This window comes from Mycobacteroides sp. PCS013, assembly GCF_049532645.1.
GTDB classification, from domain to species: Bacteria; Actinomycetota; Actinomycetes; order Mycobacteriales; family Mycobacteriaceae; genus Mycobacterium; species Mycobacterium gwanakae.
Genome location: NZ_CP150131.1, coordinates 2,518,587 through 2,539,686 on the forward strand (window position 1 = coordinate 2,518,587; position 21,100 = coordinate 2,539,686).

General features: G+C 63.5%; 23 protein-coding genes. 9 read left to right on the forward strand and 14 right to left on the reverse strand.

Going from position 1 to position 21,100, the window contains the following annotated elements:
* Positions 1 to 6 precede the first annotated feature (6 nt).
* Positions 7 to 3,528 carry a carboxylic acid reductase gene (car, locus tag RHO23_RS12370; protein WP_423487825.1) on the forward strand — a complete coding sequence of 1,174 codons (3,522 nt, stop codon included), beginning with the start codon at positions 7 to 9 and terminating at the stop codon, positions 3,526 to 3,528.
* An 88-nt stretch (positions 3,529 to 3,616) separates the two neighbouring features.
* Here car and RHO23_RS12375 read toward each other — a convergent pair whose 3' ends face one another.
* Positions 3,617 to 4,057, reverse strand: coding sequence for an Lrp/AsnC family transcriptional regulator (locus RHO23_RS12375; RefSeq protein ID WP_057969324.1), 441 nt, complete (start codon positions 4,055 to 4,057; stop codon positions 3,617 to 3,619).
* Positions 4,058 to 4,136: 79 nt separating this feature from the next.
* Between RHO23_RS12375 and RHO23_RS12380 the strand changes: the two genes are divergently transcribed.
* Both RHO23_RS12380 and RHO23_RS12385 read left to right on the forward strand, forming a co-directional pair.
* On the forward strand, positions 4,137 to 4,865 hold the full coding sequence (locus RHO23_RS12380; RefSeq protein ID WP_064409255.1) for an AzlC family ABC transporter permease: 729 nt from the start codon (positions 4,137 to 4,139) through the stop codon (positions 4,863 to 4,865).
* Entirely contained in the window at positions 4,858 to 5,181 is a 324-nt protein-coding gene (locus tag RHO23_RS12385; protein WP_057965753.1) for a branched-chain amino acid transporter permease, read from the forward strand. Before RHO23_RS12380 ends, RHO23_RS12385 begins: the two co-directional genes overlap by 8 nt.
* A gap of 4 nt (positions 5,182 to 5,185) precedes the next feature.
* On the opposite strand, the gene RHO23_RS12390 is transcribed toward RHO23_RS12385, so the two are convergent.
* The 4 genes from RHO23_RS12390 to RHO23_RS12405 all read right to left on the reverse strand — a co-directional run bounded on the left by RHO23_RS12390 (position 5,186) and on the right by RHO23_RS12405 (position 8,946).
* Positions 5,186 to 5,827, reverse strand: coding sequence for a TetR/AcrR family transcriptional regulator (locus tag RHO23_RS12390; RefSeq protein ID WP_064409256.1), 642 nt, complete (start codon positions 5,825 to 5,827; stop codon positions 5,186 to 5,188).
* A 49-nt stretch (positions 5,828 to 5,876) separates the two neighbouring features.
* Positions 5,877 to 7,268, reverse strand: coding sequence for an NAD(P)/FAD-dependent oxidoreductase (locus RHO23_RS12395; RefSeq protein WP_064409257.1), 1,392 nt, complete (start codon positions 7,266 to 7,268; stop codon positions 5,877 to 5,879).
* 84 nt (positions 7,269 to 7,352) lie between these two features.
* On the reverse strand, positions 7,353 to 8,333 hold the full coding sequence (locus RHO23_RS12400; protein WP_078353450.1) for an esterase family protein: 981 nt from the start codon (positions 8,331 to 8,333) through the stop codon (positions 7,353 to 7,355).
* A 136-nt stretch (positions 8,334 to 8,469) separates the two neighbouring features.
* A complete protein-coding gene (locus RHO23_RS12405; RefSeq protein WP_423487826.1) occupies positions 8,470 to 8,946 on the reverse strand; it encodes a hypothetical protein in 477 nt (158 codons plus the stop codon).
* A gap of 89 nt (positions 8,947 to 9,035) precedes the next feature.
* Here RHO23_RS12405 and RHO23_RS12410 point away from each other — a divergent pair, with 89 nt between their 5' ends.
* Entirely contained in the window at positions 9,036 to 9,647 is a 612-nt protein-coding gene (locus RHO23_RS12410; protein ID WP_070941193.1) for a TetR/AcrR family transcriptional regulator, read from the forward strand.
* A gap of 3 nt (positions 9,648 to 9,650) precedes the next feature.
* Here RHO23_RS12410 and RHO23_RS12415 read toward each other — a convergent pair whose 3' ends face one another.
* A complete protein-coding gene (locus RHO23_RS12415) occupies positions 9,651 to 10,487 on the reverse strand; it encodes a metal-dependent hydrolase (protein WP_070942037.1) in 837 nt (278 codons plus the stop codon).
* 11 nt (positions 10,488 to 10,498) lie between these two features.
* Complete coding sequence (locus RHO23_RS12420; protein ID WP_030097129.1) at positions 10,499 to 11,335, reverse strand: metal-dependent hydrolase; 837 nt, start codon at positions 11,333 to 11,335, stop codon at positions 10,499 to 10,501.
* A gap of 130 nt (positions 11,336 to 11,465) precedes the next feature.
* On the opposite strand from RHO23_RS12420, the gene RHO23_RS12425 reads away from it, so the two are divergent.
* Genes RHO23_RS12425 through RHO23_RS12435 form a run of 3 tightly spaced genes read left to right on the forward strand, consistent with a single transcriptional unit; the run spans position 11,466 to position 12,767 of the window.
* Positions 11,466 to 11,801: an ArsR/SmtB family transcription factor gene (locus tag RHO23_RS12425; RefSeq protein WP_423487827.1), complete on the forward strand. Its 336-nt coding sequence runs from the start codon at positions 11,466 to 11,468 to the stop codon at positions 11,799 to 11,801.
* Positions 11,798 to 12,292, forward strand: a complete 495-nt coding sequence (locus tag RHO23_RS12430) for an SRPBCC family protein (protein ID WP_070917918.1) — start codon at positions 11,798 to 11,800, stop codon at positions 12,290 to 12,292. The genes RHO23_RS12425 and RHO23_RS12430 overlap by 4 nt, the downstream gene beginning before the upstream one ends.
* Positions 12,293 to 12,320: 28 nt before the next feature.
* On the forward strand, positions 12,321 to 12,767 hold the full coding sequence (locus tag RHO23_RS12435) for a nitroreductase family deazaflavin-dependent oxidoreductase (RefSeq protein ID WP_423487828.1): 447 nt from the start codon (positions 12,321 to 12,323) through the stop codon (positions 12,765 to 12,767).
* Here the strand turns inward: RHO23_RS12435 and RHO23_RS12440 are convergent.
* Positions 12,751 to 13,500, reverse strand: coding sequence for an acyltransferase (locus tag RHO23_RS12440; RefSeq protein ID WP_046254308.1), 750 nt, complete (start codon positions 13,498 to 13,500; stop codon positions 12,751 to 12,753). The genes RHO23_RS12435 and RHO23_RS12440 overlap by 17 nt on opposite strands.
* A gap of 85 nt (positions 13,501 to 13,585) precedes the next feature.
* Between RHO23_RS12440 and RHO23_RS12445 the strand changes: the two genes are divergently transcribed.
* Positions 13,586 to 14,878: a PQQ-binding-like beta-propeller repeat protein gene (locus RHO23_RS12445; RefSeq protein ID WP_423487829.1), complete on the forward strand. Its 1,293-nt coding sequence runs from the start codon at positions 13,586 to 13,588 to the stop codon at positions 14,876 to 14,878.
* Here RHO23_RS12445 and RHO23_RS12450 read toward each other — a convergent pair.
* Genes RHO23_RS12450 through RHO23_RS12470 form a run of 5 tightly spaced genes read right to left on the reverse strand, consistent with a single transcriptional unit; the run spans position 14,832 to position 19,500 of the window.
* The gene (locus tag RHO23_RS12450) at positions 14,832 to 16,025 is read right to left on the reverse strand and encodes a THUMP-like domain-containing protein (RefSeq protein ID WP_064409263.1); all 1,194 of its coding nucleotides are present in this window, start codon (positions 16,023 to 16,025) and stop codon (positions 14,832 to 14,834) included. The two genes, RHO23_RS12445 and RHO23_RS12450, sit on opposite strands and share 47 nt — an antisense overlap.
* An 18-nt stretch (positions 16,026 to 16,043) precedes the next feature.
* Positions 16,044 to 17,009 (reverse strand): class I SAM-dependent methyltransferase, encoded by a 966-nt coding sequence (locus RHO23_RS12455; protein ID WP_030097122.1) that lies wholly within the window; start codon positions 17,007 to 17,009, stop codon positions 16,044 to 16,046.
* A gap of 21 nt (positions 17,010 to 17,030) precedes the next feature.
* The gene (locus RHO23_RS12460) at positions 17,031 to 17,825 is read right to left on the reverse strand and encodes an enoyl-CoA hydratase (protein ID WP_078353455.1); all 795 of its coding nucleotides are present in this window, start codon (positions 17,823 to 17,825) and stop codon (positions 17,031 to 17,033) included.
* Entirely contained in the window at positions 17,822 to 18,655 is an 834-nt protein-coding gene (locus tag RHO23_RS12465; RefSeq protein ID WP_046254313.1) for an NUDIX hydrolase, read from the reverse strand. Before RHO23_RS12465 ends, RHO23_RS12460 begins: the two co-directional genes overlap by 4 nt.
* Positions 18,655 to 19,500: an ABC transporter ATP-binding protein gene (locus tag RHO23_RS12470; protein ID WP_044105339.1), complete on the reverse strand. Its 846-nt coding sequence runs from the start codon at positions 19,498 to 19,500 to the stop codon at positions 18,655 to 18,657. The genes RHO23_RS12465 and RHO23_RS12470 overlap by 1 nt, the downstream gene beginning before the upstream one ends.
* Positions 19,501 to 19,620: 120 nt before the next feature.
* On the opposite strand from RHO23_RS12470, the gene RHO23_RS12475 reads away from it, so the two are divergent.
* Positions 19,621 to 20,367 carry a helix-turn-helix transcriptional regulator gene (locus tag RHO23_RS12475; RefSeq protein WP_070941197.1) on the forward strand — a complete coding sequence of 249 codons (747 nt, stop codon included), beginning with the start codon at positions 19,621 to 19,623 and terminating at the stop codon, positions 20,365 to 20,367.
* On the opposite strand, the gene RHO23_RS12480 is transcribed toward RHO23_RS12475, so the two are convergent.
* Positions 20,349 to 21,038: a YczE/YyaS/YitT family protein gene (locus tag RHO23_RS12480; RefSeq protein WP_217339315.1), complete on the reverse strand. Its 690-nt coding sequence runs from the start codon at positions 21,036 to 21,038 to the stop codon at positions 20,349 to 20,351. The genes RHO23_RS12475 and RHO23_RS12480 overlap by 19 nt on opposite strands.
* Positions 21,039 to 21,100: the final 62 nt, after the last annotated feature.

Here is a 21,100-nt window from a genome sequence, read left to right on the forward strand (position 1 = left end):
CCCCTAATGACCGCCCATATTCAGGCCAACTACGACACCGATGCGGCGGCCCTGGCGACGAAGCTGTTCGAGTCCGACCCCCAGTTCCGGGCCGCACGGCCGGACCCGGAGGTCATGGATTCTCTGCTGGTGCCCGGCCTGCGGTTGTCACAGGTGCTTCACGCGCTGCTGACCGGCTACGCCGAACGCCCGGTGATGGGCTTCCGGTCCCGTGAATCGGTCGCCGACCCCGCCACCGGTCGCACCGTTGATCGATTGTTGCCCGCCTTCGAAACCATCACCTACGGACAGCTTCTCGACAACATCTCGGCGATTCTCGCCGAGTGGCAGCACGGCGAGAATCGCATTGGTGCCGATGACTTCGTGGCCACCATCGGCTTCTCCAGCCCCGATTACGTCACCCTGGACCTTGCCACTCTCATGAACGGGTCGGTGTCGATACCGCTGCAACACAACGCATCGGTGACCCAGCTGCGCATGATGCTGGAGGAGACCAATCCGCGGCTGCTGGCGGCGAGCGCCGACTGTCTGGACCTGGCGGTAGAGGCGGCATTGGGGCTCACCGATCTGCAGCGGGTGGTGGTGTTCGATTACCGGCCCGACACCGACGATCATCGTGAGAAGCTCGCCGCCGCAAGGGAGCGTCTACAGGCTGCCGGCATGCGGGTCGTCGTCGAGCCGCTTGCGGAGGTTATTGCGAACGGCCGGCGGCTGCCCGAGCCCGTGCTGTACACGGCCGGAGACGACCAGCGCACGGCGCTGATCATGTACACCTCCGGCAGCACCGGCGCCCCCAAGGGCGCCATGTTCACCGAGTGGACGGTGACCCGCTTCTGGTCCTCGGGCGCGGCCCCCAACCGGGATACCCCAATCATCAACGTCAACTTCCTGCCGCTCAACCACCTCGCGGGCCGAGTGGGACTACTGACCGCCTTCATCCCCGGCGGCACCTGCTATTTCGTTCCCGAAAGCGATCTATCGACGCTCTTCGAGGACTGGCAGCTGGCCCGGCCCACACACATGGGCGTGGTACCGCGGGTAGTCGACATGCTGTTCCAGCATTACCAGACACGTGTTGACGCGCTCATCGCCGAGGGCGCCGAGGCCGACTCGGCCGATCGCACAGCCAAAGCCGAACTGCGCGAGGACGTGCTGGGTGGGCGCGTGGTGGCCGGCATGCTCGCGACGGCACCGTTATCCCCTGAGATGAAGACCTTCCTGGAATCCTCTCTCAACTTCCACCTGCTCGACCTGTATGGCCTCACCGAGGTCGGCGGCGTGTTCCGGGACGGCAAGATCTCTCGTCCGCCGGTGCTCGACTACAAACTCATCGATGTCCCCGAACTCGGGTACTACACCACCGACAAGCCCCATCCGCGTGGCGAATTGCTGGTGAAGAGCGCCACCGCGACGCCCGGGTATTACAAGCGGCCCGATGTCACCGCCGAGGTCTTCGACGCCGACGGTTACTACCGGACCGGCGACGTGATGGCGGAGATCGCCCCCGATGAGCTGGTATACGTGGATAGGCGTAACAACGTCATCAAACTTGCCCAGGGTGAGTTCGTCGCGGTGGCGAATCTGGAAACGGTGTACGTCGGTGCACCGCTGGTCCGCCAGATATTTGTCTACGGGAACAGCGAACGCGCGTATCTGCTCGCGGTGATCGTGCCCACCGAGGAAGCCTTACGCGCCCACCCCGACCCCGTCGACCTGAAGAACTCGATCCGGGAATCGCTGCAGCGGACCGCACGCGCCAGTCATCTGCATTCGTATGAGCTTCCCGCCGACTTCATCATCGAGACCACGCCGTTCAGCATCGAGAGCGGCATGCTCGCGGCCGTCGGTAAACCGATACGCCCCAAGATGATCGAGTACTACGGCGATCGGCTCGAACAGCTCTATGCCGACCTCGCCGAAGCCCGCGTCCAAGAGCTACGACAGCTGCGCGATACCGCGCAGCAGCGACCGGTCATCGAGACCGTCACCGAGGCGGCCCAGGCGCTGCTCGGCATGTCTTCGGACGCGGTGCGTCCGGACCACCATTTCATCGATCTCGGTGGAGATTCCCTGTCGGCGTTGACCTTTTCAAACCTGCTGCGCGATCTATTCGACGTCGAGGTGCCGGTCGGCGTGATCACCGGACCCGCCGCTGATCTGCGCAAGCTCGCCGCCTACGTCGAGGGCGCGAGAGAACGCGGTGCCGCCACCGCGGCCAGCGTGCATGGCTCAGATGTGACTGTCATCAATGCGAACGAACTCACTCTCGACAAGTTTATTGATGCCGAAACACTCAGCAGTGCTGCTGAACTGGAGCGAAGCTCCGGCGCGGTGGGCACAGTCCTGCTCACCGGCGCCAACGGCTACCTCGGAAGATTCCTCTGCCTGGAGTGGCTGCAGCGACTGGCTCCGTCCGGTGGCCAGCTGATCTGCCTGGTCCGCGGTGATGATGACGACGACGCCCTGGCTCGCCTCGAGGCCGCGTATGGCCACACCGATCAGGTGCTGCTCGATGAATTCCGCGCGCTGGCCCGGCGGCACCTGCGAGTAATAGCCGCCGATATCACCCAGCCACGTCTGGGCATTGACGACGCGACCTGGGAGCAGTTGGCTCGCGAAGTCGACAAGATTGTCCATCCCGCCGCCCTGGTGAACCACGTACTGCCCTACAACCAGTTGTTCGGCCCCAATGTTCTTGGCACCGCTGAGGTTATTCGGCTGGCGCTGACGACGCGGATCAAGCCGGTGACCTATCTGTCGACAATGGCGGTCGCGATGGCGGTACCCGATTTCGACGAGGACGGGGACATTCGCACGGTCAGTCCCATTCGGCATATCGGCCCGGGCTACGCCAACGGCTATGCCAACAGCAAGTGGGCGGGCGAGGTGCTGCTACGGGAGGCGTACGACCTATGTGGTCTGCCGGTCAGTGTCTTCCGCTCCGACATGATCCTCACCCACCGCCAGTACAGCGGTCAGCTCAACGTCACCGATGCCTTCACCCGCATGCTCCTGAGCCTGGTACTGACCGGAATCGCACCACGCAGCTTCTATCAAGGTGACGGCGACGGCTCGCGTCCCCGGGCCCATTACGAGGGCCTGCCAGTAGATTTCGTCACGGAGGCGATCACCACCCTGGGGCTGGCAAACTCCGAGGGATTCCGTTCATATGACGTGATGAACCCGCACGATGATGGCATCTCGGTGGACACCTTCGTGGATTGGCTTGTCGAAGACGGCCACACCATCGACATCATCGACGACTACGACGAATGGCTGTCGCGTTTCGAGACGGCGCTAAGAGGTCTGCCGGACGACCAACGGCGCAGCTCGGTTCTTCCGCTCCTGGACGCCTACCGCACCCCGGGCCACCCGCGCCGCGGCGCCGATACGCCCACCGATCAGTTCCGAAAAGCGGTGCAGAACTACAAGATCGGAAGCGACGATGACAGCGCCGACATTCCACATATCGACCACGCGCTCATCACCAAATACATATCGGACCTGCGGGCACATGGGTTGCTCTGAACGCGCGCGTAGTCCCATCCCTCTCCGCCAACACCGGATGAGCACTGACAGGGGCTCAACTCATCTTCAGGGCGATTATCACGTCCACTCAGCGGCGTGATTTGAGGAGTTTCATGGTCAACCGCGAGTCGACGCGGGCGATCGCCGGGTCGCCCATGAGCTTGATGCTCAACCACTGCTCATAGGCCGCGAGGTCGGCGGTCTGCACCCGGATGAAGTAGTCGGGAATACCGAACATGCGCCTGAGTTCGGCGACTTCGTCCATCGCGACCAGGCGCTCCTCGAAGGACGCCACGGTGGCGAGGTCTTTGGCCACGAGATCCGCGTAGATGATCACCTCGAAGTCGCGCCCCAGTGCCGCCGGATTCACCAACGCGGTGTAGCCGGTGATGACGCCCTCGGCCTCCAAGCGGCGAACGCGTCGCAAGCACGGTGCCGGGGTGAGGCCGACCCGGTCAGCCAACTCCTGATTCGTCAGGCGACCGCTAACCTGCAGCTGATTGATTATTGCGCGATCAAGCCTGTCCATGCATCTATATTGCCGTAATGACGTCCCAATGAGCAATATGCACAATCATCATGCTCGCATGCCACTCTATGATTGCTGCATGAATCAGGAGGTGTTGCCGCCGCAGCCTCGACACCGGGATGAGCTGGTCAAAGCAGTCAGCCATGCTGGCGTTGTCTGGGCGGGATTGTTTGCCCTCGGTATCGGATTGGGCGTCGTGATCACCTCTCATGGGCTCCCCTGGTGGCTGGCACCGATCATCTCCGGGGTCCTGTTCGCAGGCTCGGTCGAGTTCATCTTGATCGGCATGCTGTCCGCGGGCGCATCAGTGCCGGCCATAGCGCTGACGACATTCCTCGTCAATTCCCGCCATCTCTTCTACGGGATGTCATTCCCCCTTGACCGAGTCGCCAGCCGACTGGGCAAGTCGTACAGCATGTTCGCGCTATGCGACGAGGCCTACGCATTGATCACCACGCTGGACCATCGGGCGTTGAGCTCGCGCCGGATTCTGTGGACCCAATGCGGTCTACACCTTTCATGGGTTGTGGGGGCGACCACCGGTGGTCTCGCTGGGGCCTCCTTCCTCAGCGGACTGAAGGGGCTGGATTTCGTGCTCATCGCCATGTTCTTGGTGCTCGTTCTTGACACCTACCGTTTGCGGCCGGATATCCCGGGTATCGCGCTCGCGGTGGTGGCGGCACTCGCGGCACTGGCGATCGCCCCTGGCGCGATGATTCTCGTGGCCATGTGCTGCTACACCGTCACTCTTGTTGTCCGGCACCACCTCACCCACTCCGGCACGGAAGAGCGGGCAGGCCATGCCTGAACCCGCTTACATCGCAGTGGCGTTGGTCTCCGCCGTGGTGATCACCTTCGCCTTGCGGGCTCTACCCTTCGCCGCACGAAACGCCATCAAGAACAGCGAGCTGGCTGCCGACCTGGGACGCTGGATTCCACTGGGCGCCACCGCCATTCTCGCCGTGTATTGCCTTTCGACGATCAACCTGACGGGACCGTCACACGGCGCCGGGCCCATCGTCGGCGTGGTGACGACAGTGGGCATACATCTCTGGCGACGCAACGCGGTGCTCAGCATCGTGGTCGGCACCCTCGCCTGCCTGATCATCACCAACGTGAACTAGCGTCCTACATCTCAGATTCCGGCAACGGTCGCAACTCCGTCGGTGCGGCCAGCGCGTGGGAGAAGAAGCTGACTATGTCGTCGATGAGATCCTGCTCCCCGTCGCCTTGCGCCAGGCCATATTTGGCGGCGAGATGGGTCCTGCCCAACACATGCATGAGGGACATCCCCAGCATGGTCTCGACACGAAAGGCGACTACCGGCAAAGGCAGCCCCGGGAGTAGTGGGATCAGCGCGGTGACCATCTGGCCAATTCCCGACTGGACGATGTCTTCCCTGGTTGCTTCGAACCGCTCGTCACCCCCGAGCCTGGGTTTGATCCCGAGTTCGACGAACAGCGCGATCTGCTGAGGGCTGGCACGCACCTGCGGCCCCAGGAAGGCCTCGACAAGATCCTCGATCGTGTGCCCCGGAGTTCCGGCCACCTCGGTAAGACGACGGCTGCGCTCAACCAAAGCCGGCTCCATGATTCGCATCATGAGCGCGCGTAAGAGCGCGTCCTTGCTCCCGAAGGTGTAATTGACGGCATTGACATTCATTCCGGCCAGGCCCGTCACCCGGCGTATGGACAGGCCCGCGACTCCGTCTTCGAGCAGCACTTGTTCGGTCGCCTCTAGCAGCCTGGTGCGGGCATCCGGTTGTTCCACCCGCCCATTCAAACATCGTCAGGGGTAGCGACAGATCGAGCTGCACGTCTTATCCCGCTTCGGGCACCGAGAACTCGGGCTCGAAACCATCCGGCACACCCCCTCGCGGTGGTAACACGGGCAATTCCCGGTATCGCCGCGCACCGAGCCAATGCCCAGGATGGGCAAGTGCAAGTCGCGTTATCTGACGTACCTGCCACCTCGCCGCCTTGATGGTCGGCGCAAGCTGACTCGGATGTCTGACAACCGCTGCGGCGACGTACGCAGCCAGCCGCGACGCGTCCCGTAGACGAACGGCGCTGTGCGGCTTGACGGTACGCGGCAGGATCGCCTGCAGCATCCGCTCCAAAGCCACATCGCTCTTGCCCAGAGTCCGGAAGGCCGCATCTGTGACGGCCGCAGGGTTAGTCAGATCACCTAGAGTTGATGCGGCCCAATACATTTCCACTGCATCCAGATCGCGCCATCGCCACCAGTCCAACAATTCTTTGTCGATGGTGTCGCCGCCCAGTCCTGCCACGATGCGAGCCGCCAAGGACTCGCTCTGGCGGAACGCATCGGCCATTCCCTGTCCAGGCGCCGGGTCTTTGAAATGGCCGGCATCGCCCACCAGCACCCAGCCGGGGCCTGCAGCCGTTCGGAAGTAGCCGTGCCAGCGCCGCAGGATGCGCAACGGCCCCCGGCGCGTCGCTCCCGCGACCGCCTCGGCCATCTCGGGCCAACGTGCCAGCGCGGCATCGAAGTTCGCGTAACGGTCCGCTAGAAAGGCATCGGCCTTGGCCATCGGTGTACCCATCATGACGATGTAGATGCCGTTATCCAACGGAAGCGCGATACCGTTCCCCTCCCCGACCCGACCCATCACCAGGTCATACGGAGGGGTCGCACCCTCGTAGAAAGACCACGTCGGCATGTACGAGCCAGGGATGGTCAAATACTCCCGCGCTCCAACACGTTCGGCGATTCGCGAATGCTGTCCGTCTGCGCCGACTACGAGTTCGGCGTGGATGGGTCCACTCTGTGTTTCCAGTCCGACGACTCGCCCTTTGTCGGTCAAGACACCGTCGACGCGACAGCCGGTACGGATCTCAGCGCCCGCACGGGCGACGTGCTCCAGGAGAATCGGGTCGAAGGTCTCGCGCCGAATACCAAGCATTACTCCGATGACACCGGGGTCGGGTCGGGTGGTGACGCTCACGTCGTTACTACGCAACCGCATGGTCCGCAGTGGCGTCGCCCCTGCATCCACGACGTCGTCGAGCACACCCAAACGCTCCAAAACTGCTGTGCCACTAGGCGTGAAAAGGTGCGTCGAAGCCTTGTCCGTGGGGAATCGAGCCTTATCGAGCAAGCACACCGAGAGCCCCTGCCGCGCCAGCTGAATGGCGAGCGAGGCGCCAGCGCATCGTGCGCCAACGATCGCCACGTCGAACGTGTCCATCGACAACCCTCCACCGACTAGACCGAATGGTTTAGTGGGCTACGTTAACGAAACTGGGTCAAATGTCAATATGGGCGCTCGCCCCTACGACCCGGTCAGGTAACCCACGAGGTCGGTCTTCATGGCGCGCAACTGCTGACCCCAATAGGTCCAGTTGTGGATACCGCCATCGGGGAAACTGAAGTGAGCGTTCTTGCCACCCGCCGCAGCATAGGCATCGGCGAATTGCTTGTTGGCGTCGATGACCTGCCCCTCGATGACCCCGCCCGCGAGGTTTTCAAAGCCGTTGCGGTCCTTATCAAGATCGGTGGCCTGCGCGTTGCCGCAGTAGATCCACAGTCGGGTGTTGTTGGCAATCAGCTTGTCGATGTTGAGGTACGGGTCGTTGCGAACCCAGGCGGGGTCGCTCTCGGGCCCCCACATGTCTTCCGAGCTGAACCCGCCGGCGTCGGACATAGAGATGGAGATCTGCCATTTATTGGCCGACGGGTGCAGCGGCGCCGAGAGAGCCCCCGCGTAGATGAACTGCTGCGGGTGGTAAATCGACAGGGTCAGTGCGGACGGACCCGCCATCGATAGCCCGACGATGGCGTTCCCCGTGGCCGAGACCCCCCGGTTGGCGGCCAGCCATTGCGGCAGCTCACCGGTGAGGAAGGTCTCCCATTTGTAGGTCCAGACACCGTCTTTGCCTTTAGCGGGGCGGTACCAGTCCGTGTAGTTGCTGGATTGTCCACCGACTGGCATGACCATCGAGATACCTGATTGGTAGTAGTCCTCGAAAGCCGTGGTTTCGATATCCCATCCGCTGAAATCTTCGCGAGCGCGCTGCCCGTCAAGAAGATAGACAGCCTTAGGGCCACCTCCCTGAAACTGAACCTTGATGTCGCGCCCCATCGAGGCTGACGGCACCTCCAGGTACTCGACCGGAAGCCCCGGGCGCGAAAAGGCATTCGCCATCGCCGAGCCGCCAGCGATACCGACGAGCGTCGGCAGAACCACGGCCCCAACGGCCACGGCGCTGACAAAACGGATGGTGGCGCCACGCATCAAAGAAACGCGCCTCATCGGCTGGACTTCCTTTCCAGGGGAGCAAGAACAGTGATTTAAACAGCGTTTAAAACGCTAACACGTTGCGGGCGTACCGTGAATGGGCAGCAAGGCCGTGACGTTTGCCACATCACACGGTCGGCGGCTGTTGCCGTCACACCCGGGTATAGGCCGGCCCCTCCGGCAGCAGGTGCTTGTCGACGAGCTTGTGCCAGCGCCGCTGTCGATAGCGGAAGATGGCCGTCGCTCCCCTGGTTGCCAGCCCGGTGAGCGGCCCGGCATCGATGTCTATGGAATCGCTGTACCGGCAGCGACCGTCCCCGAGGGATTGCACATGAAGGGTGTGGTTCCAGGTGCGCAGAATGCCGCCACGCTCGTTGGTGCGCACGGTACGGGTCTTCTCGTCGACCTCGATCACGTGAATGGTGTGTCGGTACAACGGAATCAGATGCAACCCCCACAGCCATGCAGTGCCGATCTCGCCCACCCGCATGGGGTCGGTGCGCCCCGTCAGCGCGGGAATGCCGAACAATCCACGGCACAGATACAGGAAGGTGCCCGCATATCGCATGGCACTCCACACCCGGTCGGCATCGGTGGGAAGTTCAGTTTCCAGATAGACCGTCCTCATCTCATTTCCTTCCATATATGCTGGTCAATGACTATTATGAGTAATTACTCACATAAGCGGTACTCGCTTTTGGGGAAGGTGCCAGCACCATGCTCAACACCCGGCTACAGCCACGCAAGCAGCCACGACAGGACCGCGCAGGGGCCACCCGGCGGCGCATCCTCGATGCGGCTGCTCACGTTTTCGCCGACTTCGGTTACGCCGCCGGGACCACCAATCGCATCGCCGAGCGGGCCGATATCTCGATCGGCTCGCTGTATCAGTACTTCCCCAACAAGGACTCCATCCTCGTCGAGCTGATGACCGCGCACACCGAGGAAGGGTTCGCCCTTATCCAGCGGCATCTGTCTGCGGGACTGCCCAATTCGATCGAAGACACCCTGCGAGTCTTTGTCAGGGCAGCCATCGACAACCATCGCGACAACCCACGGTTGCACCGGGTGCTCTTCGAAGAGGCGCCGCGCCCACCCGAGTTCCTGGCCTTGTTGCATCGGTCGGAAGATGCCGTCGTCGCTGCGGCCGAGACGCTCCTGTCAACACACCCCGAGGTCCGGATAGCCGAAACAGCCATGGCGGCAAGGATGGTGGTGGCGACCATCGAGTCACTGGTACACCGCCTGGTGGCCGGTCCACGACCGGTCGATACGCAACTGTTCGAGGACGAGCTGGTCAACATGTTGACGCGGTACCTGACGCACTGAGGGTCAGTGCAAATGATCGGCGATCTGCCCCTGCTCGCCAAACAACACGGCATTCCACTTCGCGATGAGTTCGGTGTTGTCTACCTCATCGGGGTGAAAATCCTTGCGACTGTAGGACATCAATCGACGGAACACCTCACGTGAGAAGAACGGCGAACGGAACATCCGGCTGACACTCGGAAAGAAGATCCTGGGGTTGTAGAAGTCCCGATCCCGAAACAGCGAGATGAACGACGCACATGCGGCAAGGGTGAAGAACCCAAATGTGGTGAACCACATGACCGATACTCGCATGCGATGGGTTCCGCCGATGGCCTGATAAACGTCGAACGCCACCGTGCGATGCTCAGATTCCTCCAGCGCGTGCCACAGCAGCATGGAACGCACCTCTCCCTCACCCAGCATGTCCAAGGCCCGCTGATCGGTCAGCAAGGTCTCGGCGAGAATCGCGGTGTAATGCTCCAGCGCGGCTGTCATCGCAAGGCAGTACCGGGGAGACGAGAAGCGTGAGCGCGTTTCCAGAACCCTGCGGGTCGCCCGGTCGACAAACGCGGTCGGATAACCCATCTGCTGCAGCCGCTCGTTGAGGTCGCGGTGCTCGCGGCTATGCGTGGCTTCCTGCCCGATGAAGCCTGCCACCTGCTTCTTGAGCACAGGATCGGTCAGCTGGTCGGCAACCGCGCGCACAGAACGAATCATGAACGCCTCCCCCTCGGGGAAGGCCGCCGAAAGCACCGACACCACATGACTCATGCCCAGGTCGTCCTGCACATAGTGACGGCGCAGGGAACCGGCCGGATAACGAAACCTGATCCGTCTGGTCTTGATCTCCCGCTCCACCATCACCTCGGCTAGTGCAGATGGCCGGTCAGCTGTCCGTTCTCCCCGAAGAGCTCGGCATGCCATTTCTCGATCAGTTCGGAATTGTCGGAGTCGTTGGGATGGAATCCCGGACGGTTGTACTCGCCGATGCGGCGACGTACCTCACGACTCAGGAACGGCAAGTGCCGCAACGCCGCAATGCTTTTCACCAAGCGAACCGGGTTGTAGGCGGCCTTATCACGCAGCAGCGAGATCACCGTCTCGAAGAATGTGGTGTAGATGAACGCGATGGTGGTGCGGCGCATCACCCAGATGCGTAGCCGCTCGCTACCACCGACAGCGCGGTACACATCGAAGGTCACGCACCGGTGCTCGGCTTCCTCGAAGGCATGCCACAGCAGCATGGAACGCACCTCGCCCTCACCCAGCATGTCCAAGGCCCGCTGATCGGTCAGCAAGGTCTCGGCAAGGACCGCGGTGTAATGCTCCAGCGCGGCGGTGACGGCCAAGGTGTAGATCGGCGGGTAATTCCGGGTCTGGAAGTTGAAAATCCGCCGAGCCAGCCGCTCCACGAACGCGGTGGGATAGCCCATCTCCTGCAGGCGCTCGTTGAGTTCGCGATGTTCACGCCCGTGTGTCATCTCCTGGCCGATGAACCCGGCCACCTGCTTTTTGAGCTCAGGATCGGTGATCTGGTCCGAGTAACGCCGGACCGACCGGATGAAGAACTCCTCACCCTCCGGAAACACCGCCGACAGCATCGCCATCATGTGGCTAGACACCAGGTCACCTTGTACAAAATGACGATCCAGCGAACCAGGTTGGTAGCGAAACTTGATACGGCGGGTCTTGATCGGCCTGTCCATACTCAGCTTCCCACTACCCCGCAATGACTGATTTCGGTCGGCATCGCCGACGCGCTCAGGGTACCGCAATCCGCCGATATTCCGAGGATTCCGGGCTTGACATATACCTATATCGGTATATGTTTCCTTCATGGCCCGCACCCCCACCACCGCCGATGCGTTCAACGCGATCGCCGAGGCCGGCCGTCGCGACCTTCTCAGTGCCATCGGCACCGGCGAGGTCACGGTGAACGATCTGGTGGCGCGGACCAGGATGGGTCAGCCGCAGGTGTCGAAGCATCTGGGCGTGCTCCGCGCCGTCGATCTGGTGCGGGTGCGCTCACATGGACGGCACCGCTTCTATCGGGTCAACGGTGCGGCTCTGCGGCCCGTCCACGACTGGGTGACCGCGTTTGAACGCACCTGGAACGAGCGTCTCGACCGGCTCGACGACCTACTCACCGAACTACAGGAGGAAACCCCATGAGCAGTCGGTATGGCAGCGCCACCGTCGAACTTCCCTCGGATACAACGATTCTCATCACCCGATCCTTTGACGCGCCCGCTGCACTGGTCTTTCGAACGCTCACCGAGCCCGATCTGGTCAAGCGCTGGTGGGGATTCGAGACCGCGCACTGGCAGGTCTGCGATATCGATCTGCGAGTCGGCGGCACATGGCGGTATGTAGTCAGCCAACCGTGCGAATCCGCGCCGGACATGGAGGTCGGGTTCCACGGCGAGTACCACGAGATCGACAGACCCCACCGATTGGTCAATACCGAGGTCTACGAGGGGATGCCCGATGCCTCGGCCCTGGTATCCACCACCCTGGACGAGGTCGACGGGGTCACCACCATGCGGGTCTTGGTACAGCACAGCTGCAAGGAGCACCGGGACGGACACATCGAGTCCGGCATGGAGGTGGGCATGCAGATCAGCTACAACCGCATCGAGGATCTGCTGGCTGATCTGAAATAGCACGCCCACGGCAGGTGTTGCAGCCACGGTGACCAACGAATTCACCTTCGAATACATCGCCACCAACCCGCAGTGGGTCGACGAGCAGATCGAGATCTACGAATCCAGCGGCGGCGTCGAGGGCACCACGTTAGAGGGCATACCCGTCGTGATCTTGTACACCGTCGGCGCGAAATCGGGACAGATCCGCAAGGCGCCGCTCATGCGTGTGGAACACGAGGGCGTGTACCTCGCGGTCGGCTCGATCGGCGGCGCACCAAAGAACCCCGCCTGGGTCGCGAATCTGCGTGCCAATCCGGTCTTCGAGCTGCGCGACGGCGAAGACGTGCAGACCGTCCGTGCCGAAGAAATCTCGGACGACGCCGAGCGTGCGACCTGGTGGGAACGTGCCGTGGCGGCCTTCCCGCCCTACGCCGAGTACACGAAGCGCACCACGCGGGTGTTCCCGCTGTTCACCCTCACTCCGGTGAGTTAGCGGCCGCCTTCTTACGTTCGATATCGGCCAGCGCCTCGGCCAGCTGAGCTCGTTGCGCGGCCGAGGCGTCCCACGCCACCTTGCGGTTCTTGACGACCCTGGCCGGGGCACCGACCGCAATCGAGTAGTCCGGAATGACACCCTTGACCACGGCGTGAGCGCCGAGCACGCAGCCCCGGCCGACGATCGTGTCCCGCAGGATCGTCACCTTGGTGGCGATCCAGGTATCCGGCCCGATGCGCACCGGGGACTTGATGATGCCCTGGTCCTTGATCGGATAGGTGATGTCTTCCATCCGATGGTCGAAATCGCACACATAGCACCAGTCGGCCATCAGGGCGGAGTCACCGAACTCGATATCGATGTAGGCGTTGACGACGTTGTCCTTACCGAACACCACCTTGTCGCCCAGCCGCAGTGACCCCTCGTGGGCGCGCAACGAGTTTCCATCGCCGATGTGCACCCACCGGCCGATCTCCATCCGGGCCAGCTCTGGTGTGCAGTGGATCTCGACGTTCTTGCCCAGGAACAGCATGCCGCGCGTGACGATGTGCGGATTGGAGAGCTTGAACTTGAGCAGCCGCCAGTACCGCACCAGGTACCACGGTGTGTATGCCTTGTTCGCGATCACCCATCGCAGTGAGGCCTTGGTCAGGAATTTGGCCTGTGCCGGGTCGCGCAGGCGCTGTCCGCGCCACCGCTTGTGCAGGGGAGCGCCCCACATCGTCGTCATGGCCGCACAGCCTACGGGACGCGGCAGAGCGCGCACGCTACCCTGCGATGGGCCGGACCGCCCCCTAAGGAAGGAGTGTCTCACCGTGCTTTCCCGGGCACGAGTACTCGCGAGCATGGTCTTCGCGACACTCCTCACCATCACCGGATGCTCCGGCAATGATTCCTGGATCAACATCAAAGCGGCGCCAGGCTGGTCCGCAAGCTACGCCGACGCGCACAACAGCAGCTACACGCCCACCGAGGGCGCTCGCGAACTGACCCTGGAGTGGAGCCGGAACACCAAGGGCCAGATAGGCAGTGCCGCGGCCATCGGCATCGACAACTTCATCGCGGTCAGTGCCGACACCCCTGCCGGTTGCACGCTCATGGAGTGGGAGAACAACAAGGCCGCGCGCCAGCGCTGGTGCACCCGGATGATCACCGGCAGCCCATGGTCAGGACCGCTCGCCGACGGCTACAACAACATCTACATGGGTCAGCCCGGCGCCGTGGTGTCGTTTCCCCCCACCCAGTGGATCCGGTGGCGTAAGCCAGTAATCGGCGCACCCACCACACCCAAGATCGTCGAGCCCGGACGGCTCCTCATCGTCACGCACCTCGGTCAGATACTGATCTTCAACGCGCAGCGCGGTGAGGTCGTGGGCACCCCCATGGATCTGCTCGAAGGTGTCGATCCGACCGATCCGCGGCGCGGCCTGGGTGACTGCGAAGCGGCGGGACCGCAATGTCCGGTATCCGCCTCCCCCGCCTACGACCCGGAAACCGGCACTATCGTCACCACGCTGTGGCAGCCAGGAAAACCCGTACCCGTGCTGCTGGGAATCACGTACGACGCCGACGGCCACATCACCCTGAAACACAAGTGGGCCAACAAGATCATTGACGAAGGCGTGATCGGCTCCCCGGTGATGTCTCAGGATGGCGAAACGGTCTACATCAATGACCGCAAGGGTTCGCTCCACGCGATGCATACCTTCGATGGCAGCCAGAAATGGTCGCTGCCCTTGGGATTCAACGCCGTCACACCGCCCTCCGTCGCACCGGACGGAACCATCATCGCCGGAACCGGCGACAAGGCCACCCTGGTGGCCATCAAAGACTCCGGCAGCAAGGGTGAAATCGCCTGGCGTCGCGACGACCTCGTTCCGCTCTCGACATCCAGCCAGGCCGCCGGAAACGTCGGCTATGCCGTGGTCAAGGACGGAGACAAGGGCCTGGCGCTGGTGGTGTTCAACACCCCGGACGGAGCCACCATCAACCGCTATCCGCTACCCGATGCCGCTGGAGTCCCGGTCGGCATCTCGATTGGACCGGATCAGCGCGTGATCGTCACGCTGAGCGAGGGCCAGGTGTACGGGTTCCGCCCGGGGACCTAGCAGCACAGACGAATGCTCTTGCGTCACTACCTATCCGGGTGATGACGACCGAGAGCGCCACACCGCCTCGCAACTTCATCCTGGTGCGCAGCACCGCGGGGTCAACGTCTACCCCGCGCACGGTGATCTCGACAGAACCGCAGTCTCGTGCGGCGAGCGCCTGGCGCAGCCGTTTCTCGCTATACGCCAGCGCGTCGAGCACCCGGTAGCCCTGCACACCGGCGGGCACCGAATCCCCCGACAGGTACGCGATGCGGGGATCCAACTGCCACAACCCATGCCGCGCAGCGTATTGCCGCACCAGGCCCGCACGCACCACCGCACCATCGGGGTCGATGATCCACTCGCCCGCCTCGGCGAGTGCACAGTCATCGGGATCGGCATCTGTCAGCTGGAAGCCGTCGCCGGCCGTCGAGAGCACCGTGGCGCGCCTGCGCGCCCGTGCCAACCCCGCCGACCACAGACACGCCTCCCGAACGCCGCCATCAAGGGAAACAACCTCGATCTCGCCATCGAATCCGGTCTGTTCCCGTAGATCGGTGAAGTCCAGTCCCGGCGCACATTTGACGACCAGGTCGCGATCCGCGTATGTCCGCAGCACCAGATCCAGAGGCGGCGAGTATGCCGAGGGGTCGAACCGCCGGCGGCCGCCGGAGCGGCGCCCCGGATCGGCAATCACCACGTCGGCGCGACTGGAAGGTGCCAGCGCATCTGCCTGACAGATCAGAACTCGCCTGCCGATGTTGTGACGTGCCATCGCCGTTCGCACCGGATCGATATCGCTGCCGATAACGGTCGCGGCGACACCGTCGAGGGCGGCCAGCTCGGCCCCGACCGAACAGGTGACATCGTGAACCACCCGATCGGCGAGCCGCTCGGCGCGATGCCGCGCCACTGCCGCAGGTGTCGCCTGCTGTAGCGCGTCATCGGTAAACAGCCAATCCTGTACGTCGCCCAGCTTGGCCGCCGCCTTACGGCGCAGCTGCACCGTCTGCGCCAAAACCGCGGCGCGGTCACCGAATTCGGTACGCAGAGCCGCCGTATCGGCCACCAGGGTGCCCGCAGAAAACGTGTACGCCGATGCCCGTGCGAGGTCCGCACTGCCTGCCTCCGACGACAGATATGCAACGTCGGAAGGCTCGAACACCGGCGGGAATTCGAGGGATTAGGAGGACTTGAGCCCTGTGATCATCACGTTGTAATACCAGCCCTTCGGCACCACGTGACGCCACACGTTCTCGTCGACCCAGCTGAGCGCCTTCCAACCGCCGAACGCGAACTTCGCCCAGCCCCAGCCCAACTTGCCGGGCGGCACCGTCGACTCGAACGTACGCACAGGCCAGCCCAGCATGGCGGCCGTGAATTCCTCGCTGGCGGTCCGCACCGCGACAGCCCCGGCGTTGGTGGCCATCTTCTCCAGGTCGGCAGGATCAAAGGTGTGCAGGTCAACCACCCATTCGAGGGCGGCAGCGCGCGAGTTCTCGTCGAGCTCCTCCTGCGGACGCCGCCAACTCTCCAGTCCGGGCAGCTTCATCGCCTGGACCGTGGCCTTCCAGGTCAGATTCGCCAGCGCGCGGGCGTAGAGGTTGCCGACCGTGGTGGGCTCCCCGGCGAAGATGAACCGTCCACCCGGCTTGAGCACCCGCAGCACCTCACGCAGCGACAGCTCGACATCGGGAATGTGGTGCAGCACGGCATGGCCCACCACCAAATCGAAGGTGTTGTCGTCATAAGGGATCCGCTCGGCGTCGGCGACCCGGCCGTCGACGTCCAGACCCAGCTCCTTGCCGGTGCGCGTGGCGACCTTGACCATGCCCGGCGACAGGTCGGTGACCGAGCCACGGCGCGCGACACCCGACTGCATCAGGTTCAGCAGGAAGAAGCCGGTGCCACACCCCAGCTCCAGGGCACGTTCGTAGGGCAGCTCGCGCTGGTCCTCGACGGGCACGATGGCGTCGAACCGGCCGCGCGCGTAGTCGATGCAGCGCTGGTCATAGGAGATGGACCACTTCTCGTCGTAGGTCTCTGCCTCCCAGTCGTGGTACAGGATCTGGGCGAGTTTGTTGTCCTCAAAAGCAGCAGCGACCTGCTCCGCAGTGGCCTTGGTCGTCGGCTCCGAAATCTCCGTCATGGCCGTCAGCCTAACGCCTGGTTAGGCTCCCCTGAACCGGGCCGTCCCTGGGCCGATCTCCAGCTGAGCAGCCACCCCGTCCACGCGGTCCTGTGTCGCGAACACCTGGCAAAACAGCTCGCGTTCCCTGTCCAGTCCCCCGGCCAACGGACTGTCGAAGCCGTGGTCGATGGCCTGTTTGGCGGCGGCGAGTGCCAGGGGCGGCCCGTCGACAAAGCGCCGGGCCCACGCTGCCGCCTCGGTGTAGACGTCGTCGGGTGCCACCATCTGGTCCAGGAGCCCCATCCGCAGGGCCTCCTTGGCGCCAACCAGGCGGCCACTGAACACCATTTCCTTGGCCCGGCTCAGCCCCACAACGCGCGCCAACCGCACCGTGCCGCCGCCACCCGGGATCATGCCCGCCAGGATCTCGGGCGAACCGACCTTGGCGTTGTCCCCGGCGATCCGCCAGTCGGCTGCCAGTGCCAGCTCCAGGCCGCTGCCCAAGGCGTACCCCGTGATGGCGGCGATTGTCGGTTTGGCCAGCTCCGCCACCGCGGTGAGCGCGGCCTGCCGGTCACCGGCGCTGCGCGACATCTCCTCGGCGGTCAACTCCGATAGTTCATCCAAATCATCGCCAGTGCAAAAGATTTCGTGCCCGCCGTAGACAATGACGACCCGGATGTCCTCGCGTGCGTTCGCCTCGGCCGCAGCCAGCGCTAGTTCGCGGTACATCTGGCGGGTAAGAGCATTGGTGGGCGGACGCGACAGCGCGATGGTGCCGATGCCGGGGTACTCGGGCGCGGTGCGCACCGACACGAACTCGGGTTCGGTCACGTCAGCTCCGTCCCGGTCACCTCGGGGATCTCCACGGCGCCCTGCCGGGCCGCCTCGTAGCGGTCCACATCGGCGAATTGGACGAACCATCGGCCGTCCTGCTCGGTCAAGATCGGCATGATCGGCGCGATCTCCCGCACGGAAGCCAGCACGTCCGCGACCGTCGCACCGGACGAGGACACGGCGTCGAGCTGGGACCAGGTCGGCGGAAGCAAGAAACTGCGCCGCTCGGTAAAGGCCGAGATCGCGGCCCCGGGGGTCTGCCATCCCGAGGCGACCGCCTCGGTGTTGTCGCCGTCGGCATCCTGTCCCGAGGGCAATGCCGCGACGAAGAAGAAGGTGTCGTAGCGACGCGGTTCTGCCTCCGGAGTGATCCAGTTGGCCCACGGCCGCAGCAAGTCTGCCCGCAGAAGCAAGCCCTCGCGCTGCAGGAACTCCGCAAAGGACAGGGACTTGTCCGACAAATCCTTGCGCGCCTGGTGATAGACCGCCGCATCCTCGACGATCGAGGTATCCGAGGTACCCGCGAACAACACACCGCATTCCTCGAAGGTCTCGCGCGCGGCCGCGCACACCAGTGCCGATGCCAGCTCGGGTGTCACGCCGAATTGTTCGGCCCACCACGTGACATCCGGGCCCACCCACGGCACATCCGCACGCAGATCCCGCGAGTCCACCCCGCCGCCCGGGAAGACCGTCATTCCCCCGGCGAAAGCCATGGCGTTATCGCGACGCATCAGAAAGGCTTCGACACCGACGGCGCCGTCACGTATGAGTACGACGGTCGCCGCGGGCTTCGGCGGCGCTGGATCGTTGGGGGTAGATGTCACTACTGCCTCCTGGAATGTGCGGCGCGGGGCCGGGCGCGTCGCGCGAAGTAACGCCCATCGATCATCTCAACCACGATCGACTGCCCAAACGCGCGGGACAAATTCTCACTGGTCATCACATCCGCCAACAGACCGTGAGCGACAATCCCTCCCTCGGACAGCAACAACGCGTGACTGAAACCCGGTGGGATCTCCTCCACGTGGTGAGTCACCAAAACCATCGCGGGCGCATCCGGATCAGCCGCGAGCTCACCCAGCCGCGCCACAAGTTCCTCACGCCCACCCAGGTCCAGCCCGGCCGCCGGCTCGTCGAGGAGTAGCAATTCGGGATCGGTCATGAGCGCACGCGCGATGAGCACCCTCTTGCGCTCTCCCTCGGAGAGCGTGCCGTACGTGCGTTCTGCCAGATGCTCGGCGCCCAGCGTCTCGAGCATGTCGATGGCGCGCGCCGTATCGATCTCCTCGTACTCCTCGCGCCAGCGCCCCAGCACCGCATAGCCGGCCGATACCACCAGGTCACGCACTACTTCGTCATCCGGTATCCGCTGCGCAAGCGCGGCTGAGCTCAGTCCGATTCGCGCCTTGAGCTCGGAAACATCGACACGGCCCAACCGCTCGCCGAGAATCACGGCCTCCCCCGATGACGGGTGCTCCATGGCCGCCGCGATCCGCAGCAACGATGTCTTCCCGGCACCGTTGGGGCCGAGAACCACCCACCGCTCGTCAAGCTCGACCGACCAGGTAACCGGGCCTACCAACACCTTGCGATTGCGGCGCAGCAGCACATCGCGGAAATCGAGCAGAAGGTCCGGATCAATTTCGGCCACGGGGCCATCGTGCCGCATCGAGCCCGGCAAGCGGCGAGCGGGAGCCATCTCGCGGGCCGTCCTGACCATGCGCCCAGACCTCTATCGCGTATCCTCATCCATACGTCAGCAAGCTCGGAAGGAATTCTAGGCAACCATATGACAAACGATCTTGATCCGGATCCCTACCTGGACACGGTGCACAACATCGGGCTTGCTAACCATCGACTGATCGCACAGCTCGATGCCGAGGCATGCCGCATTCAGCAACGTGCAGCTCATGGCGAGGATCGATCATGGGTATGGGATGACCTCAAGGCATGGCGTCGCCGAGTGGACGCCTTCCAGTCTCAGCTGCGTCGCGATACGACGGCTCTCGGCCGCCTGATCGATGCCAACCGGCGAATTCAAGGATCGGACAGTGCGGAAGATAGTCGCACATCAAAACTCGATTCGTCGGCTGAGAGCAACCGCAATGCCCTCTATCCGTTCAAGGACTCCCGAGCGCAAGAGGAATTCGTCGCCAGACTTAACCGGGTCTTCGCGGTGCTGCATACACCGGGCCGCGGCCCCTACTCCAACAGCGAATTCCTTGTGTTCATGCGCACTGGCGGCACCGTGGTCTCGGCGCCTTATCTGTCACAGCTGCGCAATGGGCAGCGAGGACGCCCTTCCCTGCAGGCACTGGAGAGCATCGCGCACGCTTTCCGCATCGATGTCCGTTACTTCACAGATAGTGGCTACGCAGACGAGCTGGATGCCGATCTGACCACCCTTGAACTCGCCCAGAACCCAGTGGTGTCCGAGTTGACATCCAAACTGCTCGACCTCCCGGAAGCGGTTCGCAATCAGTTGTTTGCCGATGCCGAGTCACTCGACCGGCACAGTCAAGCCGCCACATCCTGAGGTGATTTCGACGGCGCCGCGCACGCGGCGTTCTCACGCTGCGTGCTCAACACCATGCCCCAGCCGCTGACGGCCAGCAGCCGCCGTGGCAGCAGCCGCAACACCACCTGAATGAGGGGGCCGATACCTAGCGCGTAGAGCACGGTCCCCACCCCGACGTTGCCGCCGAGCAGCCAGCCCGTCCCCACCACGATGACCTCGATGGTGGTTCTGATCAGCCGTACAGACCGACCGGTGCGATGAACCAGTCCAGTTGTCAGTCCATCACGAGGCCCCGGGCCCAGCCCAGCGCCGACATAAAGCACCGTGGCAATCGCGTTCAGCAATACACCGCCGACCAGGAACGCCACCCGCACAGCCATCGCCGAGGGCGCGGACAACCAGGCCAATGTGGAATCAACGGCGACGGCGATGACAACAATATTGGCGATCGTCCCCACACCAGGCTTGTTGCGCAACGGAATCCACGCGAGAAGCACCACAACACCGGTCACCGCCGAGGCCAGCCCAATGCTCATTCCGGTCCGCAGGGAGAGCCCCTGATGGAACACGTCCCACGGGTCCAGCCCGAGACCCGCCCGCACCATCAGTGCCATCGAGACCCCGTACAGGTACAGACCCACCAACAGCGCGGTACCGCGCGCACTCCATCCAATCCATTTCCCGGTCACCACACGATTTTCTGGGCCAACTGGCTTGTCTTTCAATAGCCAGTTGAGTCACACTGGCTTTT